Annotated in this window: 11 protein-coding genes; 10 read left to right on the top strand and 1 reads right to left on the bottom strand. The window is 72.7% G+C overall.

The window, feature by feature from the left end; genetic code table 11:
* Positions 1-39: 39 nt before the first annotated feature.
* The 6 genes from AC07BF_RS15950 (at position 40) to fahA (ending at position 8,050) form a co-directional block, all read left to right on the top strand.
* Positions 40-1,740 (top strand): acyl-CoA dehydrogenase family protein, encoded by a 1,701-nt coding sequence (locus tag AC07BF_RS15950; protein WP_478333490.1) that lies wholly within the window; start codon positions 40-42, stop codon positions 1,738-1,740.
* 156 nt (positions 1,741-1,896) lie between these two features.
* The gene (locus tag AC07BF_RS15945) at positions 1,897-3,243 is read left to right on the top strand and encodes a phosphoribosyltransferase family protein (RefSeq protein ID WP_478333489.1); all 1,347 of its coding nucleotides are present in this window, start codon (positions 1,897-1,899) and stop codon (positions 3,241-3,243) included.
* A gap of 206 nt (positions 3,244-3,449) precedes the next feature.
* Positions 3,450-4,664 (top strand): 4-hydroxyphenylpyruvate dioxygenase, encoded by a 1,215-nt coding sequence (hppD, locus tag AC07BF_RS15940; RefSeq protein WP_363579502.1) that lies wholly within the window; start codon positions 3,450-3,452, stop codon positions 4,662-4,664.
* A 76-nt stretch (positions 4,665-4,740) separates the two neighbouring features.
* Complete coding sequence (locus AC07BF_RS15935; RefSeq protein WP_363579504.1) at positions 4,741-5,955, top strand: homogentisate 1,2-dioxygenase; 1,215 nt, start codon at positions 4,741-4,743, stop codon at positions 5,953-5,955.
* Positions 5,952-6,830 (top strand): hypothetical protein, encoded by an 879-nt coding sequence (locus AC07BF_RS15930; protein WP_363579506.1) that lies wholly within the window; start codon positions 5,952-5,954, stop codon positions 6,828-6,830. The genes AC07BF_RS15935 and AC07BF_RS15930 overlap by 4 nt, the downstream gene beginning before the upstream one ends.
* Complete coding sequence (gene fahA, locus AC07BF_RS15925; RefSeq protein WP_363579508.1) at positions 6,827-8,050, top strand: fumarylacetoacetase; 1,224 nt, start codon at positions 6,827-6,829, stop codon at positions 8,048-8,050. Before AC07BF_RS15930 ends, fahA begins: the two co-directional genes overlap by 4 nt.
* A gap of 137 nt (positions 8,051-8,187) precedes the next feature.
* On the opposite strand, the gene AC07BF_RS15920 is transcribed toward fahA, so the two are convergent.
* The gene (locus tag AC07BF_RS15920) at positions 8,188-8,961 is read right to left on the bottom strand and encodes an SDR family oxidoreductase (protein ID WP_478333488.1); all 774 of its coding nucleotides are present in this window, start codon (positions 8,959-8,961) and stop codon (positions 8,188-8,190) included.
* Positions 8,962-9,058: 97 nt separating this feature from the next.
* On the opposite strand from AC07BF_RS15920, the gene AC07BF_RS15915 reads away from it, so the two are divergent.
* From AC07BF_RS15915 to aceE, 4 genes are all read left to right on the top strand, one after another.
* Positions 9,059-9,670: a TetR/AcrR family transcriptional regulator gene (locus tag AC07BF_RS15915; RefSeq protein ID WP_478333487.1), complete on the top strand. Its 612-nt coding sequence runs from the start codon at positions 9,059-9,061 to the stop codon at positions 9,668-9,670.
* 148 nt (positions 9,671-9,818) lie between these two features.
* Positions 9,819-10,865 (top strand): enoyl-CoA hydratase/isomerase family protein, encoded by a 1,047-nt coding sequence (locus AC07BF_RS15910; protein ID WP_478333486.1) that lies wholly within the window; start codon positions 9,819-9,821, stop codon positions 10,863-10,865.
* A gap of 74 nt (positions 10,866-10,939) precedes the next feature.
* Positions 10,940-11,602: a GntR family transcriptional regulator gene (locus tag AC07BF_RS15905; RefSeq protein ID WP_478333485.1), complete on the top strand. Its 663-nt coding sequence runs from the start codon at positions 10,940-10,942 to the stop codon at positions 11,600-11,602.
* A gap of 195 nt (positions 11,603-11,797) precedes the next feature.
* Positions 11,798-14,524 carry a pyruvate dehydrogenase (acetyl-transferring), homodimeric type gene (aceE, locus tag AC07BF_RS15900; protein ID WP_478333484.1) on the top strand — a complete coding sequence of 909 codons (2,727 nt, stop codon included), beginning with the start codon at positions 11,798-11,800 and terminating at the stop codon, positions 14,522-14,524.
* The last annotated feature ends 107 nt before the right edge of the window (positions 14,525-14,631 follow it).

Raw genomic sequence — 14,631 nt, 5'->3', positions numbered from 1 at the left:
CACCCTCGACCCCTCACCCTCGACCCCCGGGAGCCCGTGATGCTCTTCAACCCGCGTACGTACGACCCCGCGCAGTTCGACGAGCCGACCCGCCGGCTGCTGCGCGCGACCGTGGACTGGTTCGAGTCCCGCGGCAAGAAGGCGTTGATCGACACCTACGTCGACCGCACCTGGTACGCCGACTTCCTCGAATTCGCCGCCAAGGAGGGCCTGTTCGCGGAGTTCCTGACCCCGTCCGCGGCCGACCCGGGCAAGCGCTGGGACACCTCCCGGATCGCCGAGCTGAACGAGATCCTCGGCTTCTACGGCCTCGGCTACTGGTACACCTGGCAGGTCACCATCCTCGGCCTCGGGCCGGTCTGGCAGAGCAAGAACGAGGCCGTCCGGGCCCGCGCCGCCAAGCTCCTGACGGAGGGTCACGTCATGGCGTTCGGCCTCTCCGAGCGCACCCACGGCGCCGACATCTACTCCACCGACATGATCCTCACCCCGGACGGCGAGGGCGGTTTCACCGCGACCGGCTCCAAGTACTACATCGGCAACGGCAACGTGGCCGGCCTGGTCTCGGTGTTCGGCCGCCGCTCCGACGTCGAGGGCCCCGAGGGCTACGTCTTCTTCGCCACCGACAGCCGCCACGACGCGTACCACCTGGTCAAGAACGTGGTGAACGCCCAGATGTACGTCAGCGAGTTCCGGCTGGAGGGCTACCCGGTGCGCGCCGAGGACGTGCTGCACACCGGGCAGGCCGCCTTCGACGCCGCGCTGAACACCGTCAACGTCGGCAAGTTCAACCTCTGCACGGCCTCGGTCGGCATCTGCGAGCACGCGATGTACGAGGCCGTCACGCATGCCCACAACCGGGTGCTGTACGGCCGGAAGGTCACCGACTTCCCTCACGTGCGACGGGAGTTGACCGACGCGTACGCCCGTCTGGTGGCGATGAAGATGTTCAGCGCGCGGGCCGTGGACTACTTCCGCACCGCCTCCCCCGAGGACCGCCGCTACCTGCTGTTCAACCCGATGACCAAGATGAAGGTCACCACCGAGGGCGAGAAGGTCATCGACCTGATGTGGGACGTCATCGCCGCCAAGGGCTTCGAGGCGGACACCTACTTCGACAAGGCGGCGAAGGACATCCGCGGCCTGCCGAAGCTGGAGGGCACCGTCCACGTCAACCTGGCGCTGATCCTCAAGTTCATGGGCAACTACCTGTTCGCCCCGAGCGACTACGCTCCGGTGCCGACCCGGCTGGACGCCGCCGATGACGCCTTCCTGTTCCGCCAGGGCGCGGCCCGCGGCCTCGGCGCGATCCGTTTCCACGACTGGCGCACCGCGTACGACCGCCACACGCAGCTGCCGAACGTCGCCCGCTTCCGCGAACAGGCCGACGGCTTCTGCGAGCTGCTGCTCAGCCACGCGCCGAGCAAGGAGCAGCAGGCGGACCTGGACTTCCTGCTGGAGATCGGCCAGCTGTTCGCACTGATCGTCTACGGCCAGCTGGTGCTGGAGCAGGCGGAGCTGACCGGCCTGGACGAGGACGTCCTGGACCAGATCTTCGACGCGCTGGTCCGCGACTTCTCCGCGCACGCGACCGAGCTGCACGGCAAGGCCTCGACGACCCCGGAGCAGGCCGCCTGGGCGCTGGCGAACGTGCGCCGGCCGGCCGCCAACGCGGAGCGGGCCGCCGCCGTGTGGGCCCGGGTCGAGGAGCTGTCGGGCGCGTACGAGATGCGGCCGTAGCCGCCACGCGGAACGTGGAACGACCCCGGGGGCGCGGACCGGGGGCACGGGCCTGAACCCCCGGTCCGCACCTCCGGCCCACGCCCCCGGGGCCCCGCCCCCTCGGTGCCCCGCCCGACGCCGCCCGGACGTACCGTGGAACACGGAGGGCGCGTCATGCACGGCACCGGGACCCACTTCACCGACCGGACCGACGCGGGCCGGCGGCTGGCCGCCCGCGTGGGCCACTTGGGCGGCGCCGACACCGTGGTGGTGGCGCTGCCCAGGGGCGGGGTTCCGGTGGCCGCCGAGGTGGCGGCCGCGCTCGGCGCGCCGCTGGACATCTGCGTGATCCGCAAGCTCGGCGTGCCCTACCAGCCCGAGCTGGGCATGGGGGCGATCGGCGAGGACGGCGTCCGGGTGCTGAACGAGCAGGTCATCCGGCTGGCCGGGGTCGGCGACGACCAGCTGGCCGCCGTGGAGCGGCGCGAGCGCACCGAGTTGGAGCGCCGGGCCCGCCGCTACCGGGGCGGCCGCCCGCCCACCGACCTGCGCGGCCGCACGGTGATCGTGGTGGACGACGGCGTCGCCACCGGCTCCACCGCCCGGGCCGCCTGCCGGATCGTCCGGGCCCGGGGCGCGGCCCGGGTGGTGCTCGCCGTCCCGGTGGCCCCGGCGGACTGGACGGAGCGCCTGTCCGAGGTCGCCGACGAGCTGGTCTGCGTCGGCACACCGTCGCCGTTCTTCGCGATCGGCGAGTTCTACGGGGACTTCGCGCAGACCGGCGACGAGGAGGTCCTGCGGCTGCTCGCCGAGGCCGCGGGCGGGCGGCGCGCGCCGGGGCCGGTGGACGTGGACCGCGAGCTGGTCCTGCGCGCCGCCGGTGTGCGCCTCGCCGGCCGGTTGACCGTCCCCGCCGCACCGAGCGGCATCGTGCTCTTCGCGCACGGCAGCGGCAGCGGCCGGCGCAGCCCGCGCAACCGTCACGTCGCGCGGTACCTGAACCGCTCCGGGCTGGCCACGCTGCTGTTCGACCTGCTCACCGAGGCCGAGGAGCCGGACCGCCGCAAGGTGTTCGACGTCGCTCTGCTCGGTGACCGGCTGACCGCCGTCGCCGAGGAGCTGGGCCGGCTGGAGGAGACCCGCGGCCTGCCGCTCGGCCTGTTCGGCGCCAGCACCGGCGCCGCGGCCGCCCTGCACACCGCCGCCGCGCTCGGGCCCGCCGTCGGCGCGGTGGTCTCCCGCGGCGGGCGCCCCGACCTCGCCGGTCCCGACGTCCTGGGCCGGGTGAGCGCCCCGACGCTGCTCGTGGTCGGCGGCCTGGACACCACCGTGATCGACCTGAACCGGCGGGCCCGGGCCCGGCTGCACTGCGTGAGCGAACTGGCGGTGGTGCCGGGTGCGGGCCATCTGTTCGAGGAGCCGGGCACGTTGGACCAGGTCGCCGAGCTCGCCGGGGCCTGGTTCCTGCGCCACCTCCCCCCGCTCGGGACCGCCCAGGACCCGGTGTCGCGGGCCCCGTGAACCGGTCCCGATCGGCAGCACATTTTGCGCAGCCGAATGCGGGATTTCCTGATCAGCTTGTACACATTGAACAGTGAAATCCCGACCTGTTGCCCAGCCACCCGGACAGGAGCAAGCTCTCCGCCAGCCGCACCGCCCACCCGTTCGCGGCGCGGCCGCCTCAAGCGGACGCCTCAGAGCCGAGGCCAAAAGTGGAGGAACGACCGATGACCCCGCAGTCCCACGCCCTTGAGCTGACCCCCGAGGAGCGCGAGGCCGGCCTCGACGCCGACCAGCTGCGCCGCCTCGTCGGCCTCGTCGAGCACGACCCGGCCACCGACCCGTTCCCCGTCACCGCGCAGGACGCGGTCGTCTTCGTGGTCGGCAACGCCACCCAGACGGCCCAGTTCTACCAGGCCGTGTTCGGCATGGAACTGGTCGCCTACTCCGGCCCGGAGACCGGCCGTCGTGACCGCAAGGCCTTCGTGCTCCGCTCCGGCTCCTGCCGCTTCGTGATCAAGGGCGGGGTGCTGCCGGACAGCCCGCTGCTGGACCACCACCGCCGCCACGGCGACGGCGTCGTCGACCTGGCGCTGGAGGTCCCGGACGTCGACAAGTGCATCGCGCACGCCCGCGCGACCGGCGCCACCGTCCTGGAGGAGCCGAACGACGTCTCCGACGAGAACGGCACCGTGCGCCGCGCGGCCATCGCCACCTACGGCGAGACCCGCCACACCCTGATCGACCGCTCCCGCTACCACGGCCCCTACCTGCCGGGGTACATCACCGCGCAGAGCAAGGTCCAGCACCCGGAGGGCTCGCCCAAGCGCCTGTTCCAGGCCCTCGACCACGCCGTCGGCAACGTCGAGCTGGGCCGGATGGACGAGTGGGTGTCGTTCTACAACCGGGTCATGGGCTTCGTGAACATGGCCGAGTTCGTCGGCGACGACATCGCCACCGACTACTCCGCCCTGATGTCCAAGGTCGTCGCCAGCGGCAACCACCGGGTGAAGTTCCCGCTCAACGAGCCGGCCATCGCCAAGAAGCGGTCGCAGATCGACGAGTACCTGGAGTTCTACACCGGCCCCGGCTGCCAGCACATGGCGCTCGCCACCAACGACATCCTCACCACCGTCGACGTGCTGCGCTCGCGCGGCGTGGAGTTCCTCGACACTCCCGACTCGTACTACGACGACCCGGAGCTGCGCGCCCGGATCGGCAAGGTGCGGGTGGACATCAACGAGCTGAAGTCGCGCGGCATCCTGGTCGACCGCGACGAGGACGGCTACCTGCTGCAGATCTTCACCAAGCCGATCGGCGACCGCCCCACCGTCTTCTACGAGTTCATCGAGCGGCACGGTTCGCTGGGCTTCGGCAAGGGCAACTTCAAGGCGCTGTTCGAGGCGATCGAGCGCGAGCAGGACGCCCGCGGCAACCTGTGAGTGCTGGGGAACTCTGAGCACGGTCGGGCGTACCGTGAGGACGGTCGGCTGAGCACGGTCGAGGAGGAGCAGGGAGATGGCGTACTACCGGCAGCTGGGCAGCATCCCGCCCAAGCGGCACACCCAGCACCGCACACCCGAAGGCGGGCTGTACTACGAGGAGTTGATGGGCGAGGAGGGGTTCTCGTCGGACTCCTCGCTGCTCTACCACCGGGGCATCCCCTCGGCCGTGGTGAACGCGGTGCCGTGGGAGCTGCCGGACCAGTCCACGGTGCCCAACCACCCCCTGCTCCCCCGCCACCTCAAGCTGCACGAGCTGTTCGCGGACCAGGAGTGGAAGTCCGCGGACGTCGTCGGCAGCCGCCGACTGGTCCTCGGCAACGGCGACGTGCGGATCTCGTACGTCGCCGCCGGGGCCCCGAGCGAGCTGTACCGCAACGGACTCGGTGACGAGTGCGTGTACGTGGAGTCCGGCTCCGGCACGGTCGAGACGGTCTTCGGCTCGATCGAGGTCGGCCAGGGCGACTACGTGATCATCCCGCGCGCCACCACCCACCGCTGGGTGCCGACCGGGGACGAACCGCTGCGCGCGTACTGCATCGAGGCGAACAGCCACATCACCCCGGTCAAGCGCTACCTCTCCAAGTACGGGCAGCTGCTGGAGCACGCGCCGTACTGCGAGCGGGACTTCCGCGGCCCGGTCGGCCCGCTGGTCGTCGACGCCACCGGGGACGCCGCCGGAGACGTCGACGTGCTGGTCAAGCACCGCGGCCCGAACGGCGTCTCGGGCACCCGCTACACCGTGCCGCACCACCCCTTCGACGTGGTCGGCTGGGACGGCTGCCTGTACCCGTACGCCTTCAACATCCGGGACTTCGAACCGATCACCGGCCGGGTCCACCAGCCGCCGCCGGCCCACCAGGTGTTCGAGGGCAACGGCTTCGTGATCTGCAACTTCGTTCCCCGCAAGGTGGATTACCACCCACTGTCGATCCCGGTGCCGTACTACCACGCCAACGTGGACAGCGACGAGGTCATGTTCTACTGCGGCGGCGACTACGCGGCCCGCAAGGGCTCGGGCATCGGCCAGGGCTCGATCTCGCTGCACCCCGGCGGGCACACCCACGGGCCGCAGCCCGGCGCGTACGAGCGCAGCATCGGCGTGGAGTTCTTCGACGAACTCGCCGTCATGGTGGACACGTTCCGCCCGCTGGAGCTCGGCGAGGGCGGCCGGGCCGGCGAGGACGGCAACTACGCCTGGACCTGGGCCGGGCGGGGGCCCGGGCGATGAGCGCCGCCTCGTCCGCCGCGCCCGACTCACCGGCCACCGGGGCGATCCCCGAGCTGTTCCACGGGCTCTTCGACGACGCCGCGGTGTTCCCCCCGGGGAACCTGCCGGTCGCCGAGGCGGTGCCCGCGCACCGCGGGCACCGCGCGGCCTGGTACGCCGAGGCGGTCGGCCCGCTCCTGTGCGGGGCCGGCCGGCTGGGCGAGTTGGCCGCGGCGGTGGCGGGCGGTGCGCCGCTCGGGGTCGGGCTCGTACTGCCGGGGGGCAGTGCCGAACTCGGCCCGGCGCTCGCCGCCGCGCCCTTCGAGGTGGCCGGCGTCGAACTCGCCGTCCGGGACGCCGCCGAGGCGGTCGCCGCCCTGGACCGGCTGCTGCCGCCGGACGTCCCGGCCGCCATCGAGCTGCCGCGCGAACTCCTGCGCGGCGACGGCCTGGGCGAAGTGCTGGACGTGCTCGTCGACAGCCCCTACCGGGCGAAGTTCCGCACCGGCGGGGTGGTGGCCGAGGCGTTCCCGGACGAGGAGGAGCTGGCCGCCTTCCTCACCGGCTGCGCGCTGCGCGGACTGCCGTACAAGTGCACCGCCGGACTGCACAACGCCGTCCGGCACACCGACCCGACCACCGGCTTCGAGCACCACGGCTTCCTCAACGTGCTGCTGGCCGCGCAGGAGACCGACCGGGCCGCAGCAGCGGCGGTGCTGGCGGAACGCGACGGCGCGGTGCTGGCCAAGGCCGCCCAAGCGCTGACCGATCGTCAGGTCACGGTGATCCGGAACTCGTTCACCGCGTTCGGCACGTGCAGCATCGCCGAGCCCCTGGACGACCTGGCCGCGCTCGGCCTGCTGTCGTCCACGTCACAGCCCCAGGAGGACCGTTGAGCACCACCCCCCGCAGCTGGCTCGCCAGCGCCCAGGACTCGCCGTTCGGCGTGCACAACCTGCCGTACGGCGTGTTCACCGCCGCCGACCAGCCCGGCCGGCGCCGGATCGGCGTGCGCGTCGGGGACTTCGTGCTGGACGCCGCGGCGGCCGCCCGGGCGGCCGGGGCGCCGTCCGTGCTGCTGGCCGCGGACTCGCTCAACCCGCTTCTGGCGGCGGGGCGTTCGACCTGGACGCAGGTCCGGGCCGACCTCACGCGGTGGCTGACGGACGAGTCCTACCGCGAGGCGCTGTCGCCTGCGCTGCTGCCGGCGGGCGAGGTCCAGCTGCACCTGCCGTTCGAGGTCGCCGACTACGTCGACTTCTACGCCTCCGAGCACCACGCCACCAACCTGGGCCGGATCTTCCGCCCGGGCTCGGAGCCGCTCACCCCCAACTGGAAGCACCTGCCCATCGGTTACCACGGGCGGGCCGGCACGGTGGTCGTCTCCGGCACCCCGGTGGTGCGGCCCCACGGGCAGCGCAAGGCGCCCGCCGACCCGGCGCCGTCGTTCGGGCCGACCCGGCGGCTGGACATCGAGGCGGAGGTCGGCTTCGTCGTCGGCACCCCGTCCGAGCTGGGCCGACCGGTCGTCCTGGACGACTTCCGCGAGCACGTGTTCGGCGTCTGCCTGGTCAACGACTGGTCCGCGCGCGACATCCAGGCCTGGGAGTACGTGCCGCTCGGCCCGTTCCTCGGCAAGTCCTTCACCACCTCCGTCTCCCCGTGGATCGTCCCGCTGGACGCCCTGCAGCACGCCCGGGTCGCGCCGCCCGAGCGCGACGTCGAGCCGCTGGCGTACCTGGACGACCGCGGCGGCGAACCGTGGGGACTGGACCTGGCGCTGGAAGTCCGGCTGAACGGGCACCTGGTGTCCCGGCCGCCGTTCGCCTCGATGTACTGGACGGCACAGCAGCAGCTCACCCACATGACGGTCAACGGCGCCTCGCTGCGCACCGGCGACCTGTTCGCCTCGGGCACCGTCAGCGGGCCGGAGCCGGAGACCCGCGGCGCGCTGATCGAGCTGACGTGGAACGGCGAGGAGCCGCTGAAGCTCCCGGACGGCACCACCCGGACGTTCCTGGAGGACGGCGACGAGGTCACCATCACGGCCACCGCGCCGGGGGCGGACGGCGCCGTCATCGGGTTCGGCGAGGTGACGGGGCGGGTCCAGCCGTAGCCGGTCCACAGCCGCTGGCCCACAACTGACGGCGAACAGATGACAGATAACAGCTGACAGATTTCATCATCTGTCAGCTGTTATCTGCTACCCCCGCCCCCTCCTCGAACTCCCCCCGCGCACCGGACCCACCGCGCCTACAGGCCCGCCCCACCGGTGGCGTCGATGACCCGGCCGGTGACCCAGCGGGCGTCATCGGAGGCGAGGAAGGCGACGATGTCCGCGACGTCCTCCGGTTGCCCGACCCGGCCGAGGGCCGCGAGCGAGGCCGCATGGGCCTCCGCCTCCGCGTTGCCGCGCAGCCAGCCGGCGTTGACGTCGGTGTCGACGACACCCGGCGCGACCGAGTTGGCGGTGATCCCGCGCGGGCCGAGCTGCTTGGCGAGGTTGAGGGTGAAGGTGTCGAGCGCCCCCTTGGTCGCCCCGTAAGCGATGATCTCCGGCATGGCGAGGCGGGCCGCGCCGCTGGAGACGTTGATGATCCGGCCGCCGTCGCGCAGCCGGTGCAGTCCGTGCTGGACGACGAAGAACGGCGCACGGACGTTGACGGCGAAGACCTCGTCGAAGCCCTCCTCGGTGAGCGCGGCGAGGTCGGCACTGCGCCCGATCCCGGCGTTGTTCACGATGATGTCGACGCCGCCGTCGGGCGCGTGCGCGCCGATCCCGGCATCGAACGCATCCCACAGCGCGGCCGCGTCCCCGTGCCGGCCGAGTTCGGCGTGCAGCGCGAAGGCTCGGCCGCCGTCGGCGCGGATGCCCGCGACGACCTCACCCGCCGCCTCCTGATCGCGGGCGTAGCCGACGGCGACGGTGGCGCCGTCGCGGCCGAGCCTGCGGGCGATCGCCCGGCCGATCCCCCTGCTGCCCCCGGTGACCAGCGCGGTCTTGCCCTTGAGTGCCTGCCTGCCCATGACTGAGCCCCTTCCCGCTTCGCCCACCCTATTTGTTGAGTGGTCACTCAAGAAAGAAGCTAACACACTTGTTGAGCGGGTGTTCTAAAATTCCGGCATGACCGAGAACCCGACGCGGCCCCGGCGCGGACGACCGCCGACCTTCGACCGGGGCGTGGCGCTGACGGCGGCGACCCGGCTGTTCTGGGAGCGCGGCTACGAGGCCACCTCCGTCACCGACCTGACCACCGCCATGGGCATCCGGCCCGGCAGCCTCTACGCCGCGTTCGGCGACAAGCGCTCGCTCTTCGAGGAGGTCGTCCGCCACTACGGGCACTCCCCCGTCGGCGCGTTCGCGGAGGCCGCCCTACAGGAGGAGACCACCGCGTACGCGGCCTTCGCCCGGATCCTGCGCGAGGCGGCGGCCATCTACCCCGACCCCTCCCACCCGGCCGGCTGCCTGGTGATCAGCGCCGCCACCAACGTCTCCCCGCAGGACGCCGAGGTCCAGGCCCACCTGCGCGACCTGCGCAACCGCAACCTCCACGCCTTCGAGACCAGGCTGCGCACGGCCCAGGCGGACGGCGAACTCCCGCCCGACGCCGACCCGCACGCGCTGGCCGGCTACTTCGGCACGGTCATCCAGGGCATGTCGCAGCAGGCCCGGGACGGCGCCACCGCCGCCGACCTGGCCCGGACCGCCGAACTCGCCCTGCACGCCTGGCCGTAGGGCCCCGAACCGGGCCCGGGCGGCCTGCCGGCGGGCCGCGAGGACGGCCCGCCGCCCGCCGGGTGATCACGGCTCCGCGCCGCCCCGGTACGGTGGGCGACAGGAGTCGTCAAGACCGAGGAACGACCGAACGACGGGAACGGACCCGATGAGCGCAGAGGTGGCGGAGGTCCAGGTCTCCCTGGACGGCGGGGCCGGACGGATCGTGCTGAACCGACCGCGGGCGCTCAACTCGCTGACCCACGGCATGATCACCACCGTCCACGCGACGCTGGCCGAGTGGGCCGCGGACGACCGGGTGCGCACCGTCGTCCTGACCGGCGCCGGCGAGCGCGGCCTCTGCGCCGGGGCCGACCTCCGCGCACTGCACGACGACGTCAAGGCCGGCGGGGCCGGCACCCGGGCCTTCTTCCGCGACGAGTACCGGCTGAACGCGCTGATCGCCCACTACCCGAAGCCGTACGTCGCGGTGATGGACGGCATCACCATGGGCGGCGGCATCGGCCTGTCCGCCCACGGCGCGGTCCGGATCTTCACCGAACGTTCCACCGTCGCCATGCCCGAGACCCGGATCGGGCTGGTCCCGGACGTCGGCGGCAGCCGGCTGCTCGCGCTCGCCCCGGGCGAGTTGGGCACCCACCTCGGCCTCACCTCGGCCTCGATGGGCCCCGGTGACGCGCTGCTGTGCGGGTTCGCGGACCACTTCGTCCCCTCGGCGCGGATCGCGGCGCTGCTCGACGCCCTGGCCGAGAGCCCCGACCCGGCCGCCGTCGTCGCCGCGCACGCCGAGCCCGCTCCGCGGGCCCCGCTCGCGGAGCAGCGCGGCTGGATCGACGCCTGCTACGCGGCCGACAGCGTCGCGGAGATCGTCGAACGACTGCTGAACTCCGGTGTGGCGGAGGCGAAGGAGGCCGCGGAGCTGGTCCTCGGCAACTCCCCCACGGCCGTCACGGTGACCCTCGCCGCGCTGCGCCGGGCCCGCACGCTCCCCTCCCTGGAGGCCGTGCTCGACCAGGAGTACCGCGTCTCCTGCGCCGCGCTGGGCGGGCATGACCTGGTCGAGGGCATCCGCGCCCAGGTGATCGACAAGGACCGCACCCCGCGCTGGTCCCCGGCGACGCTCGCCGAGGTCGGGGAGGCAGACGTCGCCCGCTTCCTCGCCCCTCGCGTGGGCGACGAGTTGGGCCTGGCCTGACCGGGCGGCGGCGCCGGCCCCGCACCGCCACGCGTCATGAACCACGCGTCATGAACCACGATCAAGGAGCCCGCATGACCCGCCCGAGCCCTCCGCCGCCTACCGGGGACGCCGACCCGCTGTCCCGGGTGCCGCTCGGCGAGCAGGTGCGCGGACTACTGCTGGAGGGCCTGCTGAACGGGCGCTGGCAGCCCGGCGACCGGATCGTGGAACGACGCCTGGCCGCCGAGTTGAACGTCAGCCAGGCGCCGGTGCGCGAGGCGCTGCGCTCGCTGCAGTCGCTCGGGCTGCTCGACGCCGAGCCCAACCGGGGCGTGCGGGTGCGCGAGATCAGCCCGGCCGAACTGCGCGAGGTCTACCAGGTGCGGGCCGCACTGGAGCGGCTGGCCGCCGAGTCGGCGGTCATCCGCCTGGCCGGGGACACCGCCGCCCTGGAGCGGCACGCGGAACGGATGGCGGCGGCGGCCGGGGCGGGTGACGCGCTCGGGCAGGCCCGGCACGGCGTGGCCTTCCACCGCGAGATCGTGGCCGCCGCCGGCAACGGGGCACTGCTGCGGACCTGGGAGGGGCTGGGCGTGGAGGTGTGGACGGTGCTGTCGCTGCACCGGGTCCGCCCGGAGCTGCACGAGAACGCGGCCGACCACGCTCCGCTGATCGAGGCCTTCCGGCGGCGGGATCCGGAAGTCGGGCGGCTGCTGGCGGAACACGTCCTGGAGTACGCCGACCGCTCCGCCTGAGCGGATCCGGGCGGGGTCCTGGCCCGGGATCATAGTTCGCATAAAGATGATCGATCATCACTCACACTACCCTCCAGTAGCGGTTGACGCGCCGCCGGATCACTCCCTACCGTCCATAGAGACCTTCCATGGAGAGAAATGTCATTCCGCATCCCGGAATCGGCACTCTGAAGCACCGGCAAAGGGGAACCATCCGTGTCCCAGCTCGACCAGCTTCCCGACCACGACCCCGAAGAGGTGGCGGAGTGGCGCGCCTCCCTGGACGCCGCCCGCGACTTCGGCGGAGCGCACCGCGCCGCCCACCTGCTGCGCCGCCTCGTCGAACACGCCGAACTGCGCCGGCTCGACGTCCCGCCGCTCCTGGACACCCCGTACGTCAACACCATCCCGACCGGCGCCGAGCCCGAGTTCCCCGGCGACGAGGCGATGGAGCGCCGGATCACCGCCTGGAACCGCTGGAACGCCGCCGCCATGGTGACCAGGGGCAACCACCGCGGCGGCCTCGGCGGGCACATGGCCACGTACGCGTCCGCCGCCTGGCTGTACGAGGTCGGCTTCCAGCACTTCTTCCGCGGCAAGGAGGCCGACGGCTCCGGCGACCAGCTGTACGTCCAGGGCCACGCCGCGCCCGGCGTCTACGCCCGCGCCTTCCTCGAAGGGCGCATCGGCGAGGCCCAGTTGGACCGCTTCCGGCAGGAGGCCGGCGGCGACGGCCTGCCCTCGTACCCGCACCCGCGCCGGCTGCCGTGGTTCTGGGAGTTCCCGACCGTGTCCATGGGCCTCGGACCGCTGTCGGCCATCCACCAGGCCCGGTTCAACCGGTACCTGACCGCGCGCGGCATCAAGGACACCTCCGGCTCGCACGTGTGGGCGTTCCTCGGCGACGGGGAGATGGACGAGCCGGAGTCGACCGCCGCGCTCGCCCTGGCCGCCCGCGAGGGGCTGGACAACCTCACCTTCGTGGTCAACTGCAACCTCCAGCGCCTGGACGGACCGGTACGCGGAAACGGAAAGATCGTCCAGGAGCTGGAGCGCCAGTTCCGCGCCGCCGGCTGGAACGTCGTCAAGTCACTGTGGGGCGAGGCCTGGGACGACCTCCTGGCCCGCGACACCACGGGCGCGCTGGTGCGCCGGCTCGGCGCGGTGCCGGACGGACAGTTCCAGACCTACGCCGCCTCGGACGCCCACTACGTCCGCGAGCACCTGTTCCAGGCCGCGCCCGAACTCCGGGCGATCGCCGAAACCGTGGACGACCAGCGGCTGTTGGAGATCGTCGCGACCTCCCGGGCCGGACACGAACCGCGCAAGGTGTACGCCGCCTACCGGGCGGCGCTGGAGCACCGGGGCGCCCCCACGGTGGTACTGGTGCAGACGGTCAAGGGCTGGACGCTCGGCCCCGGCTTCGAGGCCCGCAACGCCAACCACCAGATGAAGAAGCTCTCCGGGGCCGAGTTCCGGGCGATGCGCGACCTGCTCGAACTCCCCATTCCGGACAGCGCCTTGACCGGCGAGCTGGTCCCGTACGCGCACCCGGGCCCGGACTCCCCGGAGGCCCGCTACCTCCGGGAGCGGCGCGCCGCGCTGGGCGGCCCCGCGCCCGCCCGCCGGGTGCGCTTCACCCCGCTGCCCGAGCTGCCCGCGAAGCCCTTCGAGACGCTGATCAAGGGCTCCGGCACGCAGGAGATCGCGACCACCATGGCGTTCGTCCGACTGGTCAAGGACCTGATGCGGGACAAGGCCACCGGCCACCGCTGGGTGCCGATCGTCCCGGACGAGGCACGCACCTTCGGCATGGAGTCGCTCTTCCCGAGCGCCGGCATCTACTCGCCGCTGGGGCAGACCTACGACCCGGTCGACCGCGACCAACTGCTCCACTACAAGGAGTCGGCGACCGGCCAGATCCTCAACGAGGGCATCACGGAGGCCGGTTCGATGGCCTCGCTGACCGCCGCCGCGACCGCTTACGCCACCCACGGCGAGCCGGTGATCCCGTTCTACATCTTCTACTCGATGTTCGGCTGGCAGCGCACTGCCGACCAGATGTGGGCCCTGGCCGACCAGTTGGGCCGGGGCTTCCTGATCGGCGCCACCGCCGGACGCACCACGATGACCGGCGAGGGCCTTCAACATGCCGACGGACACTCGCAGTTGATCGCCTCCACCAACCCGGCGGCACTGTCCTACGACCCCGCCTTCGGGTACGAGGTCGCGGTGATCGTCCGCGAGGGCCTGCGCCGGATGTACGGCAGCAGCCCCCGACACCCGTACGGCGAGGACGTGTTCTACTACCTGACCGTCTACAACGAGCCGCTGCCACAGCCGCCGCTGCCGACCGGCGCGGATGTCACCGACGTCACCGATGTCACTGACATCACCGACGGCATCCTGCGCGGGCTGTACCGCTACCGCCCGGCGGAGCCCTCCCCGGACGGCGACGCGCCGCGGCTCCAACTGCTCGCCTCGGGCACCGCCGTTCGCTGGGCACTCGCCGCCCAGCAACTGCTCGGCGAGGACTGGGGCGTGGCGGCGGACGTCTGGTCGGCACCCTCCTGGACGGAGCTGCGCCGGGAGGCACTGGACTGCGACGCGGCCAACCTGACACAGGCTGCGGCCGGTACGGGCGCGGCGGCGTGCGTCCCCTACGTGACGCGGGCACTGGCAGGGGCGCCCGGGCCGGTGCTGGCGGTCAGCGACTGGATGCGCGCGGTGCCGGACCAGATCCGCCCGTGGGTGGAGCAGGACTGGACGTCGCTGGGCACGGACGGCTTCGGCCTCTCCGACAGCCGGGACGCGGCGCGCCGGCACTTCGGCGTGGACGCCCAGTCGGTCGCGGTGGCGGCGCTGGCCGCGCTGGCGCGCCGGGGTGAGGTCAAGGCGGAGACCGTCCGGCAGGCGGCCGAGCGCTACGGGGTCCGCTTCTGACCCCTGGCGGCCCGTGTCCGGAGCCCTGGGCCCCGGCTCCGCAGCGGGGAGCCGGGCCCGTGACGACCGTCTCGCATACCAAGACTGGCGCGAGGCGGGGCGCGTCG

Source organism: Kitasatospora sp. NPDC043950, assembly GCF_056435345.1.
This window is presented reverse-complemented; position numbering and strand designations above follow the sequence as displayed.